General features: G+C 59.0%; 22 protein-coding genes. 11 read left to right on the forward strand and 11 right to left on the reverse strand.

Going from position 1 to position 22,934, the window contains the following annotated elements:
• Positions 1-125: 125 nt before the first annotated feature.
• Positions 126-719, forward strand: coding sequence for an HD domain-containing protein (locus tag BMZ91_RS02310; protein ID WP_245736186.1), 594 nt, complete (start codon positions 126-128; stop codon positions 717-719).
• 4 nt (positions 720-723) lie between these two features.
• On the opposite strand, the gene BMZ91_RS02315 is transcribed toward BMZ91_RS02310, so the two are convergent.
• The 5 genes from BMZ91_RS02315 to cysQ all read right to left on the reverse strand — a co-directional run bounded on the left by BMZ91_RS02315 (position 724) and on the right by cysQ (position 5,441).
• Positions 724-1,755, reverse strand: a complete 1,032-nt coding sequence (locus BMZ91_RS02315) for a glycosyltransferase family 2 protein (RefSeq protein WP_092833884.1) — start codon at positions 1,753-1,755, stop codon at positions 724-726.
• 36 nt (positions 1,756-1,791) lie between these two features.
• Entirely contained in the window at positions 1,792-2,775 is a 984-nt protein-coding gene (gene galE / locus BMZ91_RS02320) for a UDP-glucose 4-epimerase GalE (RefSeq protein WP_092833885.1), read from the reverse strand.
• A gap of 20 nt (positions 2,776-2,795) precedes the next feature.
• Complete coding sequence (locus tag BMZ91_RS02325) at positions 2,796-3,689, reverse strand: UTP--glucose-1-phosphate uridylyltransferase (RefSeq protein ID WP_092834131.1); 894 nt, start codon at positions 3,687-3,689, stop codon at positions 2,796-2,798.
• A 152-nt stretch (positions 3,690-3,841) separates the two neighbouring features.
• The gene (locus tag BMZ91_RS02330; RefSeq protein WP_092833887.1) at positions 3,842-4,642 is read right to left on the reverse strand and encodes a 3-deoxy-manno-octulosonate cytidylyltransferase; all 801 of its coding nucleotides are present in this window, start codon (positions 4,640-4,642) and stop codon (positions 3,842-3,844) included.
• A 1-nt stretch (position 4,643) separates the two neighbouring features.
• Positions 4,644-5,441, reverse strand: a complete 798-nt coding sequence (gene cysQ / locus BMZ91_RS02335) for a 3'(2'),5'-bisphosphate nucleotidase CysQ (protein ID WP_092833889.1) — start codon at positions 5,439-5,441, stop codon at positions 4,644-4,646.
• A 136-nt stretch (positions 5,442-5,577) separates the two neighbouring features.
• Between cysQ and BMZ91_RS02340 the strand changes: the two genes are divergently transcribed.
• Complete coding sequence (locus tag BMZ91_RS02340; protein ID WP_092833891.1) at positions 5,578-6,399, forward strand: ABC transporter permease; 822 nt, start codon at positions 5,578-5,580, stop codon at positions 6,397-6,399.
• On the opposite strand, the gene BMZ91_RS02345 is transcribed toward BMZ91_RS02340, so the two are convergent.
• Positions 6,396-7,004 carry an alpha-ketoglutarate-dependent dioxygenase AlkB family protein gene (locus tag BMZ91_RS02345; protein WP_092833893.1) on the reverse strand — a complete coding sequence of 203 codons (609 nt, stop codon included), beginning with the start codon at positions 7,002-7,004 and terminating at the stop codon, positions 6,396-6,398. The genes BMZ91_RS02340 and BMZ91_RS02345 overlap by 4 nt on opposite strands.
• A gap of 212 nt (positions 7,005-7,216) precedes the next feature.
• On the opposite strand from BMZ91_RS02345, the gene dnaK reads away from it, so the two are divergent.
• The 3 genes from dnaK to radC all read left to right on the forward strand — a co-directional run bounded on the left by dnaK (position 7,217) and on the right by radC (position 11,227).
• Complete coding sequence (gene dnaK, locus BMZ91_RS02350) at positions 7,217-9,127, forward strand: molecular chaperone DnaK (RefSeq protein WP_092834133.1); 1,911 nt, start codon at positions 7,217-7,219, stop codon at positions 9,125-9,127.
• Between the two features lie 78 nt (positions 9,128-9,205).
• Entirely contained in the window at positions 9,206-10,360 is a 1,155-nt protein-coding gene (dnaJ, locus tag BMZ91_RS02355) for a molecular chaperone DnaJ (protein WP_092833895.1), read from the forward strand.
• A 102-nt stretch (positions 10,361-10,462) separates the two neighbouring features.
• Positions 10,463-11,227, forward strand: a complete 765-nt coding sequence (gene radC, locus BMZ91_RS02360) for a RadC family protein (RefSeq protein ID WP_092834135.1) — start codon at positions 10,463-10,465, stop codon at positions 11,225-11,227.
• Between the two features lie 34 nt (positions 11,228-11,261).
• Here radC and BMZ91_RS02365 read toward each other — a convergent pair whose 3' ends face one another.
• The 3 genes from BMZ91_RS02365 to secA form a co-directional block, all read right to left on the reverse strand.
• Positions 11,262-12,821: a substrate-binding domain-containing protein gene (locus BMZ91_RS02365; RefSeq protein WP_177193765.1), complete on the reverse strand. Its 1,560-nt coding sequence runs from the start codon at positions 12,819-12,821 to the stop codon at positions 11,262-11,264.
• Positions 12,822-12,846: 25 nt separating this feature from the next.
• Positions 12,847-13,824 (reverse strand): hypothetical protein, encoded by a 978-nt coding sequence (locus BMZ91_RS02370; RefSeq protein WP_092833899.1) that lies wholly within the window; start codon positions 13,822-13,824, stop codon positions 12,847-12,849.
• 97 nt (positions 13,825-13,921) lie between these two features.
• A complete protein-coding gene (secA, locus tag BMZ91_RS02375) occupies positions 13,922-16,618 on the reverse strand; it encodes a preprotein translocase subunit SecA (protein ID WP_092833901.1) in 2,697 nt (898 codons plus the stop codon).
• A gap of 190 nt (positions 16,619-16,808) precedes the next feature.
• Between secA and BMZ91_RS02380 the strand changes: the two genes are divergently transcribed.
• The 3 genes from BMZ91_RS02380 to mutT are packed head-to-tail and all read left to right on the forward strand — an operon-like array spanning position 16,809 to position 19,294.
• A complete protein-coding gene (locus BMZ91_RS02380; protein ID WP_092833903.1) occupies positions 16,809-17,666 on the forward strand; it encodes a peptidylprolyl isomerase in 858 nt (285 codons plus the stop codon).
• A gap of 3 nt (positions 17,667-17,669) precedes the next feature.
• Positions 17,670-18,899 carry a bifunctional glutamate N-acetyltransferase/amino-acid acetyltransferase ArgJ gene (gene argJ / locus BMZ91_RS02385; RefSeq protein ID WP_092833906.1) on the forward strand — a complete coding sequence of 410 codons (1,230 nt, stop codon included), beginning with the start codon at positions 17,670-17,672 and terminating at the stop codon, positions 18,897-18,899.
• On the forward strand, positions 18,896-19,294 hold the full coding sequence (gene mutT / locus BMZ91_RS02390) for an 8-oxo-dGTP diphosphatase MutT (protein WP_092833908.1): 399 nt from the start codon (positions 18,896-18,898) through the stop codon (positions 19,292-19,294). The genes argJ and mutT overlap by 4 nt, the downstream gene beginning before the upstream one ends.
• 30 nt (positions 19,295-19,324) lie before the next feature.
• Here mutT and BMZ91_RS02395 read toward each other — a convergent pair whose 3' ends face one another.
• Both BMZ91_RS02395 and BMZ91_RS02400 read right to left on the reverse strand, forming a co-directional pair.
• Positions 19,325-20,644: an MFS transporter gene (locus BMZ91_RS02395; protein WP_092833910.1), complete on the reverse strand. Its 1,320-nt coding sequence runs from the start codon at positions 20,642-20,644 to the stop codon at positions 19,325-19,327.
• Positions 20,645-20,652: 8 nt separating this feature from the next.
• Positions 20,653-20,913, reverse strand: a complete 261-nt coding sequence (locus BMZ91_RS02400) for a metal-sensing transcriptional repressor (RefSeq protein ID WP_092833912.1) — start codon at positions 20,911-20,913, stop codon at positions 20,653-20,655.
• Between the two features lie 84 nt (positions 20,914-20,997).
• Between BMZ91_RS02400 and BMZ91_RS21345 the strand changes: the two genes are divergently transcribed.
• Genes BMZ91_RS21345 through BMZ91_RS02410 form a run of 3 tightly spaced genes read left to right on the forward strand, consistent with a single transcriptional unit; the run spans position 20,998 to position 22,773 of the window.
• The gene (locus BMZ91_RS21345) at positions 20,998-21,351 is read left to right on the forward strand and encodes a hypothetical protein (RefSeq protein WP_177193766.1); all 354 of its coding nucleotides are present in this window, start codon (positions 20,998-21,000) and stop codon (positions 21,349-21,351) included.
• 58 nt (positions 21,352-21,409) lie between these two features.
• Complete coding sequence (locus BMZ91_RS02405; RefSeq protein WP_092833914.1) at positions 21,410-22,138, forward strand: HupE/UreJ family protein; 729 nt, start codon at positions 21,410-21,412, stop codon at positions 22,136-22,138.
• 14 nt (positions 22,139-22,152) lie between these two features.
• Positions 22,153-22,773 carry a transmembrane anchor protein gene (locus BMZ91_RS02410; RefSeq protein ID WP_092833916.1) on the forward strand — a complete coding sequence of 207 codons (621 nt, stop codon included), beginning with the start codon at positions 22,153-22,155 and terminating at the stop codon, positions 22,771-22,773.
• The last annotated feature ends 161 nt before the right edge of the window (positions 22,774-22,934 follow it).

A 22,934-nucleotide genomic window follows, 5' to 3' on the forward strand; every position in this document is an offset into this window, starting at 1 on the left:
CTGAGCTAAAGTTTTTACTTTTGTGGAGTTAAGCCCCCGCAATCGCAGGTCTTGATAAGCTGGTGGTTGATTATAGCAGTGATTGCTGCTTCATAAGACTCCAAACTTGATTGAGGACACCCCCCTTGGCCACACCCCGTGCATGGCAAAAAATGCTGTCTGGCCGCAGGCTTGATCTGCTCGACCCCACCCCAGTCGATATCGAGATTGAAGATATCGCCCACGGGCTTAGCTTTGTTGCCCGCTGGAACGGGCAGACGGTGGGCGATTTTGCCTATTCCGTGGCCGAGCATTCGCTTTTGGTCGAGCGCCTGTTTGCCCGCATGACCCCGCGCGCGCCCGCGAAATGGCGCCTTGCCGCGCTTTTGCATGACGCGCCGGAATATGTGATCGGCGACATGATTTCGCCGGTCAAGAATGCCGTCGGGCCGGGCTATGACGAGTTGGACAAGCGGCTTGTCGCTGCGATCCATATCCGCTTTGGCCTGCCCGCCACTCTGCCGCCTGCGATCAAGAAAAAGATCAAGAAGGCCGACAAGATAAGCGCCTGGATGGAAGCCACAGAAATCGCCGGTTTCAGCATCGCCGAGGCGGATCGTTTCTTTGGCAAACCCGACCCCGAGGTGATCGGTGATCTTGCGATTGACCTGCGCCCGCCCACCCTTGTGCGCGCCGATTACACCGCGCGCCATCACGCCCTCATTGCCGAAATTGGCTAGCAGGTCACACCCATCCGCCGCGCGACATCAGGCCCATTGATTCGAGTTGTCGCCAACCGGTGAGACGGGTCGACTGATCGCACCAAAGATCGGGATCCTGCGTAAGATCATCGTAATAGGCATCATAAAGCGCGCTATTGGCGAAATGTTCCCGGCGCTGTTTTTCCTCGGCAGAGCGCTCAACAACGGTGCTCAGAAATTTAGTGTGCAGCAGCACGCCAGAGGCCGACTCGCCGCCCAAGCCATCATAAACCCGGTTCAAACGGCGCGGCAAAAGCGAATGCGCCGAGCTTACATAGGCAAAGCGGCGGTTCCACTTGACCAGCGGCACCTTGCCCATCGTCGGCGCGCGCCTTGGCTCTGTTGCGAAAAAACGCCGGGCCCGCACGCCGCCCTGAATCCACAGGTTTTGCAGGTCAGGCTTGCGGCGGATCATGTAATTGCCGCCATCAAACCAACACAGGGTTTCAAACGGATCATCGCCTTCGCAATAGTCCTGCGCCGAAAGCTGACCCTTGGGGTACATATCCAGCATCAGCGCGCCAAACGACTGTCGTCCCTGTCGTTCAAGCCAATCCACCAGTGCGGGCAGGGGGCGGGTGTCGTGATAGGGGTAAATCAGGATTTCGTCCGCATCGAGCGTCAGACACCAATGACCATGGGCATGCTTGAGCTGTAGCCAGGTCAGCCAATCCACCCCAAAGCGCGACAGCTTGTAACTATGTGTGGTGGCCCAGAGCGACACGTCGGGTTGCTGCGCAAGATAGGCGGCGGTGCCATCATCGCTGCCGTTATCGACAAACAGGAAATGGCGCACCCCAAGCTTGCGATGGTGTTCAAGGAAGAACGGTAGGCGCATGCGTTCGTTGCGCACGGTGCTGGCGGCGAGAATATCATCCGCTGCGATGCTTGCGGTGCGGTCGATCACTGGGCTTAACTGTCGACGCTTGCGAAGGGCGCGCAACAACAGGCGGCGGCGCTTCCATCGCAACCGATAGGCCATTGCCACATCGTTCAGCCTGTCCATCCTGCCCATGTCCGTCCTTATCGCACACCTGCGGCAGCGTCGGCGCTATTTTTCGTAATGTCCAGTTTGATGCCAGCGCCAGGCATCGGCAATCATCTTGTCGAGGTTGGAACGCACCGGCCGCCAGCCAAGTTCGGTCTCGGCGCGGGTCGAGCCGGACACAAGCTTGGTGCAATCCCCGGGGCGGCGCGGCCCCTCGACAACCGGCACCGGACGATTGGTAATTGCGGCGGATTGATCAATCACCTCGCGCACCGAAAACCCGGCTCCGGTGCCAAGGTTGAAGACCCGGCTGCCTTTGGCATCCTCAAGCCATTTCAGACCAAGAATATGCGCATCCACGAGGTCGCAGACATGCACATAATCGCGAATGCAAGTGCCGTCGGGCGTGTCATAATCGGTGCCGAAAATTGTCAGCGCGTCACGCTTGCCCTCAATCGCGTCAAGCATGAGAGGGATCAGATGGGTTTCGGGTTGGTGAAATTCGCCCACCTCGGCGGCAGGGTCGCAACCGGCAACGTTGAAATAGCGGAAAATGACGTGGCGCAGGTCATAGGCCACCTCAAAATCACGCAACATATCTTCGATCGCGCGTTTGCTGGCGCCATAGGCGTTGATCGGATGCTGGGCGCTGGTCTCGTCAAGAATGACGTTATCCTGATCGCCATAGGTCGCGCAGGTCGAGGAAAAGACGAAATTCTTGCATCCGGCCTGTACCGCGGCCTGCAACAGGTTAAGCGATCCGGCCACGTTGTTATGCCAGTAAAGCCCCGGCTCGCGTATGCTTTCGCCGACCTGGCTCAGCGCGGCGAAATGCATGACGGCAACCGGTTGATAGGCGGCGAAAATCTGATCAAGCCGGGCGCGGTCGGTCAGATCGCCCTGCTCGAAGGGGCCGAATTTCACGGCGTCCTGCCAGCCGGTGCTAAGGTTATCGTAGGTCACCGGCGTATAGCCCGCCGCCTTCAATGCCTTACAAGCATGCGACCCGATATAGCCCGCACCACCTGTCACGAGAATATTTGTCACAACCGGCCCCTTTAACCGCGCTACTGGGCGGCTTTTTCGGAATGCACAACATCCGAAATATAATTCCAGAGATCATCACGTAGATCGGCACGCGCCAGGGCAAAGGCGACCGTTGCCTGCAAGAATCCGGCCTTTGATCCGCAATCAAACCGCTGTCCCTGAAAGCGATAGCCGTAAACCTCTTCGCCACTTTCGCGCGCGGCATCAATCGCATCGGTCAGTTGGATTTCACCACCTGCACCGGCCTCTTTGCGGTTCAGCTTTTGCAGAACCGTGGGCGTAAGAATGTAACGGCCGATCACCGCAAGGTTGGACGGTGCCAAGCCTGGCCCCGGCTTTTCGATCATGCCTTTGGTCGAAACGATCGTCCCCATATCGTCTTTCACATCAAGGATACCGTAAGCGCCTGTCATGTGGTCGGGCACTTCCATGGCGGCCACGATATTGCTTTGGGTTTCCTCAAAAGCTTCGACCATCTGCGCAAGGCAGGGTTTTTCAGCGGCGATCACGTCATCGGGCAGGATCACGGCAAAGGGCTCGTTCGCGATAAGGCGACGTGCGCACCAGACCGCGTGACCAAGGCCAAGTGGCTTGTGCTGGCGCATATAGGCGATTTCGCCGCTGTCCATATTGGTGGATTTCAGAATTTCCAGTAGCTCGGTCTTGCCCTTCTTGCGCAACTCGGCCTCAAGTTGTGGGGCATTGTCGAAGTAATCCTCAAGCGCGCCCTTGCCGCGCGAGGTGACGAAAATGAATTCCTTGATCCCCGCCGCGCGGGCCTCGTCAATCGCGTATTGAACCAGCGGCCGATCTACCAGTGTCATGATCTCTTTGGGGACCGATTTGGTCGCCGGAAGAAACCGTGTGCCCAGTCCTGCCACCGGAAAAATCGCCTTGGTTACTTTCGTACGCATGAGCCGTTCCTCATAAAACTTTTTTACTGCTGTCACAGTCATACACAAAAATCTCGAACGCTGCATAGGGTATAGCTGGGAAAATTGAGGTCGGTCGCGCAGACAGGTCAAACATTCTGCGCGCAGCGTTCATATTTTTGGGGTCGTGCCGCTCAGGCCATGCCCATTTCGGCCATCATTGCCTGAATGCGGGGCACATCTTCGGGGTTGTTCAACTCCCAGAATTGGCGGCCTCTTGCCTCGACCTCGACACAAAGCACCGGGCGACCGCGCTCAAGAAAGCGAAGCTGTTCAAGACCTTCAAGCGCCTCAAGCGGGCCCATGTCCCACCCGGTATAATCGGCAAGCGCAGCAGGGCGATAGGCATAGACCCCAACATGATGAAACACCGGCGTCGGTGCGTCGTCGGCGTAGCTTTGGCCGGTATAGGGGATTACCTCTTTCGAGAAATAAAGCGCGCGGCCCCCGGCGCCGAACACCGCTGTTGTGCCACCGACACGACCCGCCGCGCGATCCTCAAGAAACCCGGTAAGGGCGCGCCCCTCACAGCGCAGCACCGGGGTTGCCACCTCGGATTGCGGATCGGTGCGCAGACCTTTGACAAGCGCCTCGACAAACCAATGCGGGGTCAGCGGCGCATCGCCCTGAAGGTTGACGATGATGTCATACCCGCCACCAAGGGTGTTCAGCGCCTCGGCGCAGCGCTCGGTGCCATTGCCACAGCTTTCAGAGGTCATCACCACCTCGGCGCCGAACCCCTCGGCGGCCGATCTGATCCGCTCGTCATCGGTTGCCACCACGACACGGTCAACGCCCGTCACCTGTCGGGCGGCCTCCCAGGACCGCTGGATAAGGCTTTTGGTTTCGCCGGTGGCGCCGGTCAGCGTGGCAAGTGGTTTGCCTGGATAACGAGAGGACGCATAGCGCGCCGGGATGACAATCAGAACACTCACCTCAGGCGTCCTTCAGTTCAACCGCAGGGGAATAGGCGATGAAAAACGGGTTGGCATACCCGTCTTTGCCATAAACCAGCGGCTGGTGATCATCAAATCGCACCACGCGCCCACCAGCCCCCCGCAACACCGCATCACCGGCGGCGGTATCCCATTCCATGGTGCGCCCGACGCGCGGGTAAATATCAGCCTCGCCAGTCGCAATCAGACAGAATTTAAGCGAGGAGCCGGCGCTTTTCATGTCCTTGACCGCATATTTCCCGATATAGTCATCGGTGGCCTGATCGCGATGCGATTTGCTCGCCACGACCATAAGCGCGGCATTGTCCGGTTCGGACACGCGGATCGCGCGCAGGGTGCCAAGAGTGTCCTTGTGGAACGGGCCGTCTTCTTCAACCGCGCTGCCGTCGGCCAGAGTAAAGAACATCCGCTCTTTGGCGGGCGCATAGACCACACCGCGCGTTGGCACGCCGTTTTCGACATAGGCTATGTTGACCGTGAAATCGCCGCGCCGGTTGATGAATTCCTTGGTGCCATCCAGCGGGTCGACGATAAGGAAGGTCGCGGCCCGCTCGGCATGTGAGGCGGCCTGTTCTTCGGTGACAAGCGTCACATCGGGAAACGCCGCGCGCAACCCGGCGGAAATGATCGCATCGGCGGCCTCATCGGCCGCGGTCACGGGGCTATCGTCGGATTTGACCTTCACATCAAAATCGTCGGCTTCGTAAATCTCCATGATCCGATCCCCGGCCTCCAGCGCCAATCGCCGAAACACCGTGACAAGCTTGTCATAGTCCAAAACACCATTCCTTTTATGCGCGACGCAACCCGGCGCCGTTAATAGATAGATTACCTGCCCTCCCTTATGATACGCTCACTTCGGGACGACAAGAAACCCACGCAAGAAAACCACAGGCAACCGGGTACAATCGACCATGTTCAGAAGTGCCAGACCAAGATCAACCCTTCAGTCGGTCATTATCATCTCCGAACTGATTTATCATTCAGTGGTCCGAAACATCCGCAAAGGCCACAGCAATGCGGTCATGGCCCTGGTGATGAACATCCTGACCGCCGTGATCATGGTGATGTCCTTTTACCTGATGTTCACGGTGCTTGGCATTCGGGGCGCAAAAATGCGCGGCGATTTCCTGTTGTTCATGATGTCGGGCATTTTCATGTACATGACACATATCAAGGCCGTGAGTGCGGTCGTCGGGGCCGAGGGGCCCTCATCGCCGATGATGCAGCATGCGCCGATGAACACCATCATCTCGATAAGTGCCGCCGCCATCAGCGCGCTTTATATTCAGGTCTTGTCGATGTTCATCATCCTGTTCGTCTATCACGTCGGCTTTACGCCATTTGAAGTTGAACGCCCGATCGCGGCCTTTGGTATGGTGTTGCTGTCATGGTTTAGCGGCGTTGCGATCGGTCTTGTGCTGCTTGGCATAAAACCCTGGTTCCCGACCTTTGTGTCACTGTTCGTCACCATCTATCAACGCGCCAATATGATTGCCTCGGGCAAGATGTTCGTGGTCAACACCCTGCCCGCCTTTATGGTCAACATGTTTGACTGGAACCCGCTGTTTCATATCATTGATCAGGCACGCGGGTTTACCTTCATTAATTATATGCCGCACAAAACATCGCTGGACTATCCGATCTATGTTTCTATCACCTTTCTGGTGATCGGCCTTATGGGCGAATTCTACACCCGGCAATATGCCTCCAGTAGCTGGAATGCCCGGCGCTAATCCACCACCCGACAAGTCAGGTTTATCCGGCCTTCGCCCTGCAGCAGGGTGGAGGTGCCCGGCTTGATCCGATCAACGCCGTGATGGCAAAGTCGCGCTGCGCCGCCCATCACCACCACATCACCAGAGTTGAGCCAGACCGACGAGGTCGCGCCGCCTCTGGTGTCGGTGCCAATGCGAAACAAGGCATCATCGCCCAGGGACACGGACAAAACCGGCCAGGCAAAATCGGCCTCATCGCGATCCTGATGCAACCCCATCCGCGCGTCGGCTTTGTAATAGTTGATCAGACAGCAATCGGGCATCCTCTGCGGGCTGACCACCGCACGCCAGATATCAAGCACCGCAGGCGGGATCGCAGGCCACGGCCGCCCCGTTGGGTGCGCAGTCTCATAGCGATAGCCGCGCCGGTCCGAATACCAGCCATATTTGCCCGCAGATGTCATGCGCACACTCATCGGTTTTCCACGCGGCGTCCGGGGCGTGAAAAGCGGCGCCTGCGCCACCACAGCGCGCAAATCCTGCACCAGCCCGGCCTGTGCATCGCCGTCAAGCCAGCCTTTGTAAATCTCGCATCCGCGCACGACAAGCGTCGGTTCTGCCATCTTGATCGCCTCTTTTTCGCCGGGCTAAGTGCAAATTAACCCAATTTTGCGGAATCCACACCCATGCACCGCTTGCAGGGTTAGATAGGCCTGCCTATATACGCCCAGAAACGCGGGATAAGTCTTGACTTGCTCCGTGACTCAACCGGGAACTGATGCCGAAACGGGTCAGGTATCCGCCACATCGCCTAAGTATGAAGGGATCGAACAACATGGCCAAAGTTATTGGTATTGACCTTGGAACCACGAACAGCTGCGTCGCCATCATGGATGGCAGCCAGGCACGGGTAATTGAAAACGCTGAAGGCGCACGCACGACGCCGTCGATTGTCGCGTTCACCGAAAACGAGCGTCTTGTCGGCCAGCCTGCCAAACGCCAGGCCGTGACCAACCCCGAAAACACCGTCTTTGGTGTCAAGCGTCTGATCGGGCGTCGCGCCGATGATGCGGATCTGGCCAAGGACAAGAAGAACATGCCGTTCAACGTCATTGATGGCGGCAACGGCGATGCATGGGTCGAGGCCCGCGGTGAGAAATATTCGCCGAGCCAGATTTCGGCCTTCATTCTCGGAAAAATGAAAGAAACCGCCGAGAGCTATCTTGGTGAAGAGGTGACGCAGGCCGTCATCACCGTTCCGGCCTATTTCAACGACGCCCAGCGTCAGGCCACCAAGGACGCCGGCAAGATCGCCGGTCTTGAAGTGCTGCGCATCATCAACGAACCGACTGCTGCCGCGCTTGCCTATGGTCTGGACAAGGAAAACACCCACACCATCGCGGTCTATGACCTTGGCGGCGGTACATTCGACGTGACCATTCTGGAAATCGACGATGGCCTGTTTGAAGTCAAGGCGACCAACGGTGACACCTTCCTTGGCGGTGAAGACTTTGACATGCGCATCGTCAACTACCTCGCCGACGAGTTCAAGAAAGAGCACGGCGTTGACCTGACCAAGGACAAGATGGCGCTTCAGCGTCTGAAAGAGGCGGCCGAGAAAGCCAAGATCGAACTGTCCAGCAGCTCGCAAACCGAGATCAACCAGCCCTTTATCTCGATGGGCTCGGACGGCTCGCCGCTTCACATGGTTGTCAAATTGACCCGTGCCAAGCTTGAAAGCCTGGTTGGCGATCTGATCAAGGCCTCGATGAAGCCCTGCGCCGCCGCGTTGAAAGACGCCGGCATGAAAGCTAATGAGGTCGATGAAATCGTTCTTGTCGGTGGTATGACCCGGATGCCGAAAGTTGTCGAAGAAGTGACCAAATTCTTTGGCAAAGAGCCGCATAAAGGGGTGAACCCGGATGAGGTTGTCGCCCTTGGCGCCGCCATTCAGGCCGGCGTTCTGCAAGGTGATGTGAAAGATGTTGTTCTTCTCGATGTGACGCCTCTGTCGCTTGGGATTGAAACCCTGGGCGGTGTCTTTACCCGTCTGATTGATCGCAACACCACGATCCCGACGAACAAATCGCAAATTTTCTCGACCGCCGAAGACAATCAGTCGGCCGTGACGATCCGCGTGTTCCAGGGCGAACGTGAAATGGCCGCAGACAACAAGATGCTTGGCCAGTTCAACCTTGAAAACATTCCGCCTTCACCGCGCGGCATGCCGCAAATCGAAGTCGGCTTTGATATCGACGCCAACGGCATTGTCTCGGTTCAGGCCAAGGACAAGGGCACCGGCAAAGAGCAAAAGATCACGATCCAGGCCTCTGGCGGTCTCAGCGACGAGGACATCGAAAAAATGGTCCGCGACGCCGAGGAGAACGCCGAATCCGATAAGGCACGCCGTGAGTTGGTCGAAGCCAAAAATCAGGCCGAAAGTCTGATCGATTCGACCGAAAAGTCGATGGAAGAGCATGCCGACAAGGTAGACCCGACCACGATCGAGGCGATCGAGCTTGCGGTTGCGGCGCTCAAAGACGAACTGGAAGGCGAAGACGCGGGCAAGATCAAGTCCGGCATCCAGAACGTCACCGAGGCGGCGATGAAACTTGGCGAGGCGATCTATAAGGCAAGCCAGGAAGAAACCGATGGTGAGCCCGCAGCAGCGGATCGCCCCGGCGCCGACGACGATGAAATCCTCGACGCCGATTTCGAGGATCTCGATGACAACAAACGCGCCTGAAGCACGTTAAGGATTGATCGGGGGCGGTTTGGCAACTTTCCAGGCCGCCCCCGATGATCCGTCAAAAGGAGATCCCCGATGGCCAAACGTGACTATTACGAAGTGCTTGGGCTTTCCAAGGGCGCCTCGGCGGAAGAGATCAAAAAGGCCTATCGTACAAAGGCCAAAGAACTTCACCCCGATCGCAATTCCGACAACCCCGACTCGGAACGCCAGTTCAAAGAAGCGGGTGAAGCCTATGATGCCCTGAAAGACCCGGATAAAAAAGCGGCCTATGATCGGTTCGGTCATGCCGCCTTTGAAGGGGGTATGGGCGGTCCACGTCCCGGTGGCGGCATGGGCGGCGGTCAGGGTGACTTTGCCAGTGCCTTTTCCGACGTGTTCGATGACCTCTTTGGTGATTTCATGGGCGGCGGTGGGCGTGCCGGCGGTGGCCGCCAACGCGCCGCGCGCGGGTCTGACCTGCGTTATAACCTGCGCGTCACGCTGGAAGATGCCTATTCTGGCCTGCAAAAAACCATCAAGGTGCCTACCGCCGTTCCCTGTGACGAATGTAACGGCTCTGGGGCCGAAGGTGGTGGTGAGCCGACAACTTGCCCGACCTGTTCGGGCATGGGCAAGGTGCGGGCGCAACAAGGGTTTTTCACTGTTGAGCGCACCTGTCCCACCTGTGGTGGATTGGGTCAGATCATCAAGAATCCCTGCAAATCCTGTCAGGGGCAGGGCCGCACGCAAAAAGAGCGGGCTCTTAGCGTCAACATTCCCGCCGGCGTCGAAACCGGCACCCGCATCCGTCTTGCGGGCGAGGGTGAGGCCGGAATGCGCGGTGGCCCGTCGGGCGATTTGTACATCTTCATTGATGTCGCCAAGCATGACCTGTTCGAGCGCGAAGAGATGAACCTTTTCTGTCGCGTTCCCGTGTCGGTCACCAAGGCCGCGCTTGGCGGTGACATAGAGGTGCCCACCATCGACGGCGGTCGCAGTCGCGTGAAAATCCCGGCCGGAAGCCAATCCGGTCGTCAGATGCGTCTGCGCAGCAAGGGCATGCCCGCGCTTCGTGGCGGCGGCAATGGTGATATGTTCATCGAACTTGCCGTTGAAACGCCGGTGAACCTGACCAGCAAGCAAAAAGAGCTTTTGCGCGAATTCGAGGCCCTGTCGGAAGACAACAACCCTGAAAGCAAGACCTTCTTCTCGTCGGTCAAAACCTTTTGGGATGCGATGAAAAGCTAGGCCCGAAAATGACATAATAACCGTGAAAAGGTGCGCTTGACGGCGCGCCTTTTCTTTTGCGCGATTAACCATTCGCTAACCCTGATCGGGCAGGGTTTTGCCATGAGTGATCCGCGCGCCTTTTCCGAAATGCCCTTGCCGCTTTTTGACGGCGACGAGGCCATTGAGGCCGCGCCGTTGGTTCCCGGCAAACAGCCCTCATATATTCGCGATCATCGCCAGCGGCTGCGCGCGCGATTTCTGAGCGGTGGTGCACAGGCAATGCCCGATTACGAGTTGTTGGAATTGGTTCTGTTCCGCGCAATCCCGCGTCGGGATGTAAAACCCCTCGCGCATCAGCTTATCGAGACATTTGGCGATTTCAACGGCGTTCTCTCGGCGGCCCCGGATCAACTTGCCGCTCTGCCCGGCATCGCAGAGGCGGTGATCACCGAGCTCAAGATTATCGAGGCCGCCGCGCATCGCCTGTCGCGGGCCAAGGTGTTGCGACGTCAGGTGCTCTCGTCTTGGGATGCGCTTCTGGACTATTGCCACACCACCATGGCGCATCGCGAAACCGAACAGTTCCGGGTGTTCTTTCTCGACCGCAAGAACATCCTGATTGCCGATGAGGAACAGGCCCAGGGCACGGTTGATCATGTGCCTGTCTATCCGCGTGAGGTGGTGAAACGCGCGCTTCAGCTGAATGCCAGCGCGCTTATCCTGGTGCATAACCACCCCTCGGGCGATCCGACGCCATCGCAGGCCGATATCACAATGACCCGTCAGATCGAGGCCGCAGCGGCGACCATGGGCATCACTCTGCATGATCACATCATCATCGGGAAGTCCTGCGAAATCAGCTTTCGCTCGGACGGTCACCTGTGACACTCATCCGGCCCTTGCGCGCCGGTCTCGTGGATCAGCGCACCCAGACCTCAACCCGGCGGTTCACCTGTCGCCCCCATGCGGTATCGTCACAGGCCATCGGCATGGCTTCGCCAAAGGCATCTATTTCGACCGTGATCCGGTCAAAATTGGCGGTTTCGGCTGCCCGCTTGACCGCGCGCTCGACGGTTTCGGCACGGCGCCTGGCAATGTCACGGTTGGGCCCTGCCGCCCCGTCCCCGTCGCTGAACCCCACGAACACAAGTCGGCGCGCATCATAAAGCCCAAGTTCGAGCGCGCGCGCCAGTTGCTCGACGTTCGAACGCGATTGCGCGTCAAGCCGGACCGATGCCGGTTCAAACCGAAAAGTAGTGGTCAGCCGTTTCAGCGGCGCCAGCACCCGGACCATGCGTTGCAACTCCTGCAAGCCAACCTCGGGCCCGGCCTGTGCGATGGCATTGGCAAAGCGGTCGCCCTGGGCGTTTATGTCGATATCTTCAGGGGCCTGATCGACAAAACCGGCGCGCCGGATCACCAATTGTGCCGAAGGGTCGCGCAGATAGGCCAGAAACTCGCGGGCCAACTTGGGAAACCGGCGCGCCGGAAGGTAAAGAAACAGCGGCGCAGTCAGCGGGTAATCCTCGGTTTTGACCGCACGGCGGGTTGCCGTCAGGGCAAAGCCACAGTCCCCGGTCAGGGCAAGCTCCCAAGTATTGCCTTGCTCGGATCGCGTGGTAAGGCCAAGCGCAAAAGGATCATCCGCCACCGCCTCTGCAAAGTCTTCGCCGTTGGCATGGCGGCGCACCCGGTTGTTTTCCGGCAAGCCGCCGGGCCCCAGCAGGTGATCGACGCTGGCCTGACCGATACCGGTGCGTTCATCCCAAAGATGCACATCAATCGGCGCATCCGGGCCGCCAAGTGCTTTCCAGTTGGCAAGTCGCCCGGCCAGAACCTCGGCCAGTTGCGGCATGGTAATGCCCTGCACCGGGTTGCTGGGCGCCACGACCGGGATAAGCGCGTCAAGCGCAAGCACCCGCGCACGCCCCGGCGCCGACAGATCACCAAGCCCGGCGGCCTTGGCGCGGCTTACCTCATCTGTGCGCGCCTCGCGCAGGGTCATGGCGATATCGGCCTCATTAGCCAGAAGGTCGGCAAACCCCTCATCGGTATTGGTCAGGCGAAAGATGAACTCGCCAACAAGCTCGTCGTTTTTGCGGTCCCTGAGGGCATAGCCGATTTCATTACCGCCCTCATCCTGGCGGGTCACATCATAGTCGCCACGAATGGCAAAGGCCTCGATCAGCGCGGGCATCAGAACCTTGCCAATTGTCGGCGCGCCCGAAAACACGAGCCGTGCCACAAAATTTTCAAGGTTGGGGCAACCGGGGCCTTCACAGGCAACGCCCGACCCATCGACCGTCAGCTCGCCGTAGATCGTGTCGAGACGGTAAAACTCGCCGTCAAAGCCAAGCAGGTTGCCGGAAATTTCGACATCCCCGTCATACGAGCGCAGGGTCACATCCTGCGCCGCCACTGGCAATACCATGGTAAATACAAAAAGTGCGGCGGTAATCGCCGCACGCACCATTGTCATCAAATGATCCCCGACTGCTGCGCAACTAGTTTTGCGCAACTTTCAGGTCATTGAACAGATTATTCAACACCAGAAAGTCACCAATCCCATCGCAATCGGGCATCGCAAGCACAATATCCTGTACTTCCAGGCCGCTCACCCCATCGGTGGCAATGGTTTGGGCCTCGATATCGCGGCCGCAATTGGCAGCGGTCACTTCGGCCTCGACCCGCAGGCTTACGTCTCCGGCGCGCAGCGCGGTTTCGGTCGGGAAGGTATAAACCTCGGCAATCAGCGGATTGTCTAGATCGTCAGAGCCGTGGCGGGTCAAAAAGCCCCCCTCGCCACGTGCGGCCCGCCCCATGTCATAGGCGGCGTTGATCCAGACGTGGCCCTGATCTCCGAAATCAGAGCCGTATTCCAACGCATGAATCTTCATTCCGCTCGCGCCGCCCCATTGCACGACAAAGCGGTCGTAATCGGCAAATGTATCGACCGCTGCGGTTGCAATCGCACCCTCACCATTGCCAAAGGAAGCGATGAAAACCGCGTTCTCGGCAAGTGCGGGAACAATCAGGTCGCTATGGCCATTTTCATCGGTCGCCTCGGTGAACATCATGCCGTTCTGGTGCAGCGTGAATTTCTCATTGATCATACAGGGCGCATCAAGCGTGACCTGCACCATTGCAGCGGCCAGCGGTTTTGCCGTCATACTGTATTCGCAGGCAAAGCCCGGTGCGCTCTCTTCCGTGGGCAGATCATCGGCAAGCGGCGCATCCTGCGCCACGGCAAGTGTCACTGGCGTCGCGGGTAAGGGCGCGGGCTCTGCCATGGCAACCGGCGGCGTCGGCGCCGCAGAGGTCAGCGTGATCTGTGAAATATTGACCTTGGGTTCACCGGCATCCACCATGCCCGCCGAAACGACATTGGCAGGGCCAGGATGGCTCGCCTGCATGAAATATCCGATGCCGAGGGCACAGGCGAGCGTACCGCCAGCGGTGATATAACGTCTGTATTTGGACATAACACTCTCCCATCCCCATTAAGGGTCAATGGTAGAGGCTATTGGTTAAACAAGGCTGTCTTGTGGCAAAGAAACGGAGTCATTCGGGCGGGGCCAGTCAGGCCAGCCGCCCGTGACAATGCTTGAATTTCTTGCCCGATCCACAAGGGCAAGCCTCGTTTCGGCCCGGATTTCCCCATGTTGAGGGATCGGACTCTACAAACCCGGACGCGGCACCTTCGGGCGTCTCGGCGGGTGTTGCATCATGGGCCGGTGCTTCCATTTTTGCGCGTTGCGCCGCCATTTCCTGCATCATGGCCTCTTGCTCGGCCTCTGTCATCGGGCGAATCTGTGCCAGTTTCTGGGTTACATCCTCACGCAGACTGTTGAGCATGGTTTCAAACAGCTGGAACGCCTCGTTCTTGTATTCGTTCAGCGGATCGCGCTGTGCATAGCCGCGAAAGCCGACAACGCTGCGCAGGTGTTCGAGCGTCAGAAGATGTTCGCGCCATTTGGTGTCGATGGTTTGCAACAAGACCTGCTTTTCGATCATGCGCATGCTCTCGGGGCCAAAGGCGGCGGCCTTGGCGGCCATCATTTCATCGGCGGCCTTTTCAAGACGCTCGGTGATTTCCTCGTCATCCACGCCCTCTTCGGCGGCCCAGTCGATCACCGGCAGATCAAGGTTAAGCCGCTCGATCACTGCCGCATAAAGCCCTTCGGTGTTCCATTGATCGGCATAGGTCTTGGGCGGCATATACGTGTCGACCAGATCGTCGATCACCTCGCCGCGCATGTCCTCGATGATCTCGGACAGGTCGCTGGCGCGCATGATATCAAGGCGCTGCTTAAAGACCACCTTGCGCTGTTCGTTCATCACATCGTCGAACTTGAGCAATTGCTTGCGAATGTCAAAGTTACGCGCCTCGACCTTGGCCTGCGCGCGTTCAAGCGATTTGTTCACCCAGGGGTGAATGATCGCCTCGCCTTCTTTCATGCCCAGCGTCGACAGCACCTTTTCAAGCCGCTCACTGCCGAAAATGCGCATCAGATCGTCTTCGAGACTCAGGAAGAAGGCCGATTTGCCCGGATCCCCCTGACGACCGGAGCGACCGCGCAACTGATTGTCGATACGACGGCTTTCATGGCGCTCGGTGGCCAGAACAAAAAGCCCGCCTGCGGCTTTGACAGCCTCTTCATCGGCGGCGTGCTCGGCCTCGATCTTTTGGCGGATCTCTTCGGGGTCGCCCTCGGGATCGGCGGCAATCGCCTCCATGATCTTGAAATCGACATTGCCACCAAGTTTGATGTCGGTGCCGCGCCCGGCCATGTTGGTGGCGATGGTCACTGCGCCCAATTTACCGGCATCGGCCACGATCTGGGCCTCTTTCTCGTGCTGGCGGGCATTGAGAACGTTATGCGGTATCTTTGCCTCGGTCAGAAGCGTGCTCAGCAGCTCTGATTTCTCGATCGAGGTGGTGCCAACAAGGGTCGGCTGGCCTTTTTCATGCGCTTCGCGGATCGAGTCGGTGATCGCATTAAGCTTGTCGGTGGTCGTGCGATAAACCGCATCGTCCTTGTCGATCCGGGCGATCGGGCGGTTGGTTGGCACTTCGACCACACCCAGACCATAGATTTCCAGGAATTCCTCGGCCTCGGTGACGGCGGTGCCGGTCATGCCCGACAGGGTATCGTAGAGCCGGAAATAGTTCTGAAAGGTGACCTGCGCGAGGGTCACGTTCTCGGGTTGAATCTGACAGCCTTCCTTGGCCTCGATCGCCTGATGCAGCCCCTCGGACAACCGCCGCCCGGCCATCATCCGGCCAGTGAATTCGTCGATCAGAACGACATCGCCGTCGCGCACGATGTAATCCTTGTCCTTCTGGAAAAGCTTGTGCGCGCGCAGCCCCTGATTGACGTGATGCACGATCGTGGTGCTTTCGGGGTCATATAGCGATTGACCCTCTTCCAGAACGCCCCGCGTCAGCAAAAGCTGTTCAAGAAATTCGTTGCCCTCTTCGGTGAAGGTGACATTGCGGGTCTTTTCGTCAATTGTGAAATGCTCGTCCTGCAATTCGGGGATCAACGCGTCGATTGTCAGGTAAAGCTCGCTTCGGTCCTGGCTTGGGCCGGAAATGATCAGCGGTGTGCGCGCCTCGTCGATCAGGATGCTGTCGACCTCATCGACTACGGCAAAGTTATGGCCGCGCTGATTCATCTCTTCGAGCGAGGATTTCATGTTGTCGCGCAGATAGTCGAACCCAAGCTCGTTATTGGTGGCATAGGTCACATCGGCGGCGTAGGCGGCCTTTTTCTCGGCCTCAGGCTGTTGCGGATAGACAACGCCGGTGGTCATGCCAAGCGCGGCAAACACCTTGCCCATCCATTCGGCGTCACGCCGCGCAAGATAGTCATTGACCGTGACAACATGCACGCCGCGCCCCGACAGCGCATTGAGATAGCACGGAAATGTCGCGACCAGCGTTTTACCTTCGCCGGTCTTCATCTCGGAAATATTCCCCTGATGCAGGAAAATCCCGCCCATCAGCTGAACATCGAACGCCCGAAGACCAAGCGCGCGGCGCGCACCCTCGCGGCAATTGGCAAAGGCCTCTGGCAAAAGCGCATCAAGGCTTTCACCTTCGGCAATACGCTTGCGAAATTCTTCGGTCTTTTCAATCAGCCCGGCATCGCTGAGCGCTTCAAATTCGGGTTCGAGCGCAGTGATCTTGTCAACCAACGGCCTGGTCGCCTTGATCTTGCGGTCATTCGGCGTTCCGAAGATCTTTTTGGCGACCGTTCCTATACCCAGCATTTTTTATCCGTTCCGGTGTTTTGACTATCCGTGAAAGGCAATTGCTTGCCCCGCTTCCCCCGCCACCCTACAACGGGCCAAAGAGCGCGGCTTTGCCTTTATCATAAGGCGATGTAAGGGGCCGCCGGAAGAGTGTCAACGTTGCGCACCCGCGCAGCCGCCATTGCAGTATCGACAAGGGAATATCTTCATGTTCACACGCCTACGCCTTTTGTCCGCCACCGTCCTGATGACGGGCCTTGCCATCACCCCCCCCGTCCTGGCGCAGGACGCGCCGACGCTGGATACCGTCATGGCCTCTGTCGGCGAAAGCGACATCACCCTTGGGCACATCCTTGCCCTGCGAAATGGTCTGCCTGCGGAGTACGATCAGCTTCCGCCCGAGGTTCTGTACAAAGGTGTTCTTGATCAGCTGATTCAGCAAACCCTGTTGATGCAGGCGCATGAAGGCCCTCTCTCCGAGGCTGCCAAATGGCGCCTGGAGAATGAAACCCGCGCCGTCACCGCCGGGGATGTTATCGACGGCGTGCTCAAGACCGCCCTGAGCGATGAGGCCCTGCAAGCCGCCTATGAGGCGCAATACACAGGCGGCGATCAGGAAACGGAATACAAGGCCGCCCATATTCTGGTCGAGACCGAAGACGAGGCCAAGGCCCTCATTGCCGAACTGGAAGGCGGCGCGAATTTTGCCGCCCTTGCACAAGAGCATTCGACCGGCCCGTCGGGCCCCGGCGGCGGCGATCTTGGCTGGTTTAGTGCGGGTGTGATGGTACAGGAATTCTTTGATGCCGTGGCCAAGCTTGAAACCGGGCAGGTCTCACCTCCGGTCAAGACGCAATTCGGCTGGCATGTGATCAAGCTGAACGAGACCCGCATCAAGGAAGCCCCCAGCCTCGACGAGGTGCGCGATGAACTGGCCGATGATATCCGCCAGGAGGCCTTTAACGATTATGTCGCCAAACTTGAAAGCGGCACGGAAATCACCCGCACCGACACAAGCGCCTTTGATCCGGCGCTGATCAACAACACCGATCTTCTGGAGAAATAAGCCATGGGCGCCACCCCGCCGCTTTCCCCACTTGCCCCCGCCGCCTTTCCCGACCTGCCGGTGATTGGCGGCGTGCATTTCGCCACCACCTTGGCCGGCGTGCGCTATAAGGACCGCACCGATGTGATGCTTGTCACACTTGCGCCGGGCACGGCGATCGCCGGGGCGTTTACGCGCTCTGCCACACGCTCGGCGGCGGTGCTTGATTGTCAGGACAAGATCGGCGGCGACCCGAGCGACGGCGCGGCGATCATCGTGAATTCGGGCAATGCCAACGCCTTTACCGGGCGCCTCGGCACCGAATCGGTTAGCGCCGTGACCGGCGCCGTGGCGGAACGGCTTGGGGTGCCTGCAACGCGCGTGTTTTCATCCTCGACCGGCGTGATCGGCGAACCGCTGCCGCATCAGCGCATCGTCGAGAGTATCGACACCCTCAAGGGCGCCCTTGACCTCGATGGCATCGGCGGGGCTGCCCGCGCCATCATGACCACCGACACCTTCCCGAAAGGCGCCGCCGAGACGGTCATGATCGACGGGCAGGCGGTGCATATCGCCGGAATCGCCAAGGGCTCTGGCATGATTGCGCCGGATATGGCGACCATGCTGGTCTATATTTTCACCGATGCCGCGATTGATCAGGCGATCCTGCAAAACACGGTCAGCGCTCTCAATCGGACCACGTTCAATTGCATCACAGTCGATAGCGATACCTCGACCTCGGACACGCTTTTGGTGGCCGCAACCGGGGCCTCGGGCATTCGGGTGACCGAAAACAACATCGGCTTCATGGAAGGGCTGCGCCGTGTCATGCTTGATCTGGCGCATCAGGTCGTGCGCGACGGCGAGGGCGCGACCAAGTTTGTCGAAGTCTCCGTCACCGGCGCCGCCAGCGACGCCGAGGCGCATGTGCACGCCAAATCCATCGCCAATTCGCCGCTGATCAAGACCGCCATTGCCGGCGAAGATCCCAACTGGGGCCGGGTGGTGATGGCGGTGGGCAAATCCGGCGCGCGCGCGGATCGCGACGCCCTGTCGATCTGGTTTGGCGATATGCTTGTGGCCAAGGATGGCTGGGTCAGCCCCGAATATGACGAGGATCGCGCCGCCGCCTACATGAAGAATCAGGAGATCGAAATTCACGTCGACCTTGGTCTTGGCGGCGGCACCGCCACCGTCTGGACCTGCGATTTGACCCATGGCTATATCGACATCAACGCCGATTACCGGTCGTGAAAATCGTTCTTGTTTCTGCCGTCGCTCTGATCGACGTCGACGGGCGTGTCCTGTTGGCCCAACGGCCCGTCGGCAAATCCATGGCGGGGCTATGGGAATTTCCCGGCGGCAAGGTGGAGCCGGGTGAGACCCCCGAACACGCCCTGATCCGCGAGTTGCAGGAAGAGCTTGGCATCAACACCTGGTCAAGCTGTCTGGCACCGCTGACATTTGCGAGCCATTCCTATGATGATTTTCACCTTCTGATGCCGCTCTTTGCCTGCCGCAAATGGGAGGGCACAGCACAGGGGCGCGAAGGGCAGACCCTGAAATGGGTGCGCGCCGCGGATCTGAAATCATATCCGATGCCGCCTGCGGATATTCCTCTTATTCCCATCCTGCGCGACTGGCTTTAACCAGCCAATTGGCATCGCGCTTTCACGGCCTCAGAAATGCGTGGCCCAGCGGGGGTGGCTCTCGTCAATGACAAGGGCATGGCTGTGCGTTCGATATCCGTGCAGATGCGGGTGATCGAGCGGCAGGTTGTCATGGGTGTGCTCAATCTCCACAAGATCGTTCGCGGGCCAGAGCTTCAACGCAACGACCATTCCGCTGGCTGCGAGAAGAGCGAGCCCAATCAGCGCGGGAACGACACCATAGACCGTCAGCAGCCAACCCGACAGCGGATAAGTCAGCAGCCAGCAGGCATGCGACAGCGCGAATTGCGCCGCGAACAGCGCGGGGCGGTCCCCGGCATGGGCGGAGCGGCGCAACAATCGGCCCGAAGGGGTGAGGACGGCGGAATAACCCAGCCCAATCAGCAACCAGGCTGCCAAAAGCATGGACCAGCCGAGACCGGATGACAGAACCGTCAGCCCAAGCCCCAGCAATGTCGCCACCATCAGCAATGCGCCACCGAACATCACGGGCCGGTCCGGCAATGCGTCCAGCACGCGCGGTAAAACCAGCGCCGCCGTCATCGAACCTGCGCCGAAGGCGAACATCGCCCGGGCCAGCGCACTCTCCGGCAAGCCGAGCGATCCGCGCACCAGAACAACGGTATTTACCAATACCATCGCGCCCGCCGCCGCCGCCGTGAGGTTCAGTGCCAGCAGCCCGCGAAGGCGGGGCGTGGCCAGATAGATGCGGATACCGCGTGTGGTCCGATCATAGACGCCGCGCGGCTTGGATGGGCCGGGGTTGGGCAGCAGGACCGAGACGACCAGGAGGGCCGAGGCGATGAACCCTGCGACAGTGCCGAAGAAAAGCGTGCTGTAGGACATTACCGCCAGCAGGAGCGCGGCCAATGTCGGGCTGACGATGTTCTCCAGATCGTAGGCCAGCCGCGATAGTGAAAGCGCGCGCGTATAGCGCGCCTCCTCGGGCAAGACATCGGGAATCGTTGCTTGAAAGGCCGGTGTGAAGGCGGCGGAGGCAGATTGCAGCAGGAAGATCAGCACGTAGACCTGCCAGACCTCGGTCACGAACGGCAGCGCCACCGCCACACCGGCGCGCAAGAGGTCGAGCGTCACCAGCAGCGCCCGGCGCGGCACCCGGTCCGCAAAGGCCCCGGCAATAGGCGCGATACCCACATAGGCCACCATCTTGATTGTGAAAACCGTGCCCAGAACCAACGCCGCCCCATCCCCCGCGAGATCGAAGGCCAGGAGCCCGAGTGCTACCGTCGCGAGCCCGGTTCCCAGAAGGGCAACGACCTGAGCCAGAAACAGGTGGCGATAAGTGCGGTCGGCGAGGATGTCGAGCATCGCGAATCTCAGAGATACCGGGCGATCATGCGCAAATCTGCACGATCGGCCTCGGGATCATCGGTGTCCAGGCAGTGATCCATGTGATCATGGATCAGCGCCCGTTTGGCGTTTGTGATAGCCTTTTCGACCGCCTGCATCTGTTGGGCGATCTCCAGGCAGGGCTTGCCCGCTTCGATCATCGCGATCACGGCCCGCAGGTGGCCATCAGCGCGTTTCAGCCGGGCAATCAGGGCGGGGTGGCTTGCATGTACAGGCTGAGTTGTCATACTACCTGAATATCCTCCCCCAGAGGATATAACAAGATGATGTCACGACGCATCACACATGCGACGAGCAGACAGGCGAGATCAATGGAATCCTTGCGTAGATTGGCACAAATCGCGTTTACCGTGATCCTTTGCACGTCACTTTTCGCATGGACGGTCATGCCTGCTTCGTCGCATCTGCCCTCGACAGTCGAGACAGGTCAGGGCCATGCCGAGATGATCGAGACTCACGGCCATTCTCACGGATTTGAAGAAGACCTCTACTGGGCCCTTCATGGTCATTCCCATGATGCAGCCGACCACGACCACAGCGCAGCCGTGCTGGATCGCAGTCTTCCGGCGTCGGCGACGCCATTCGTTAGCGAGGGGTGGCGACTGAGCCGATCCCGAGGAGGGCCGGGGCCGGTCTCACGTCTGGAGCGGCCTCCGCGCGAGTGATCGACGCCGCTTTGCGCGGCTGTAACGATCCTTACGACCTTATTTGCGGAGATACTCCATGACGACAGTCCCAAGGGGCTTGAGAGGTCTGGCAGCGCGCCACACCTTTTTCCTGTCCTGTCTTTCATTCCTGGCGCTTACCCTAAGTGCGACGGTTGCTGCGGCCCATAATGTCACCCCCGGTGACGCGGGTTACATCCAGGAAATCTGGGGGGTGAAGCTTGCCCCCTTCATGTATCTGGGGGCCAAGCACATGGTCACCGGCTATGATCATTTGCTGTTCCTGTTCGGTGTCGTGTTCTTCCTCTACCGGATGCAGCATGTCGCCATCTACGTTAGCCTTTTCGCCATCGGGCATTCCACGACAATGCTCGCGGGCGTCTATTTTGGCTGGAGCGTGAACGCCTATGTCATCGACGCCATCATCGGTCTGTCGGTGGTCTACAAGGCGCTCGACAACCTCGGGGCCTATCAACGCTGGTTTGGCGTCCAGCCGAACACCAAGGCCGCGACGCTGATCTTCGGTTTTTTCCACGGGCTTGGCCTCGCAACGAAGATCCTTGATTACGACATCGCCTCGGAAGGGCTTTTGCCGAACCTTCTGGCGTTCAATGTCGGTGTCGAACTTGGCCAGATCATGGCGCTCGCCGTGATCCTCATCGTCATGAGCTGGTGGCGCAGGCAGCCGCGCTTCTGGCGTCACGCCTACACCGCCAATGTGGTGATGATGTCCCTGGGCTTTCTGCTCATGGGTTACCAGATCACCGGCCTTATCCTGACAGCCTGAAAACGGAGACCAACATGTACAATGCACACAAACCTGACCTCGACCAACTGCCCTCCTCGAAGCAGCTTCTGAAATCCACCGGCATTGCCGCCGGAGTCGCCGTCGCCCTTCTCGTGACGGTGGTGATGCCTGCCGAATATGGCGTCGATCCGACCGGCATTGGCCGCGTCATCGGCCTGACCGAAATGGGTGAGATCAAGAGCCAGCTCGCCGAAGACGCCGAGAAGGACCGGCAGATGCTGGAAACAGGCGGACAGTCGAGCCTGCTTGACGACCTCTTCGGCGTCTTCGTGGGCAGCGCCCACGCGCAGGCGACCGGGACATGGACGGATACGTTCAGCTTCACGCTGGAACCTGGCCAGGGCGTCGAGTGGAAGATCGTCATGGAAGAAGGGGCCACTGCCGAATACGCCTGGGCTGCCGAAGGCGGTGTCGTGAACTATGATCTGCACGGCGACGGAAGCGGTCAGTCCATCAGCTACGAGGATGGTCGCGGCCAGGCTGCGGATGACGGGGCCATCAGGGCCGCCTTCACCGGCAATCACGGCTGGTTCTGGCGTAATCGTGACAGGCAGGACGTGACTGTCACGGTCTACCTGCGCGGCGACTATAGCGAGCTAAAGCAGACCTACTGATACCTGTATTTCGGCCATTCGCTCGCGTGCGGGCGAGTGGCCGTTTTGTCTAGAGCATGTCGCGTTCATTCGAATTCGCGCGACATGCTCTGACCTATTGATTTCGCTGCCGTTCATGAGTGGGAAATTTTCTGCACAAAATACGCCAAATTATCGAAAGT

The sequence above is a fragment of the Roseovarius lutimaris genome, assembly GCF_900115165.1.
GTDB lineage: Bacteria > Pseudomonadota > Alphaproteobacteria > Rhodobacterales > Rhodobacteraceae > Roseovarius > Roseovarius lutimaris.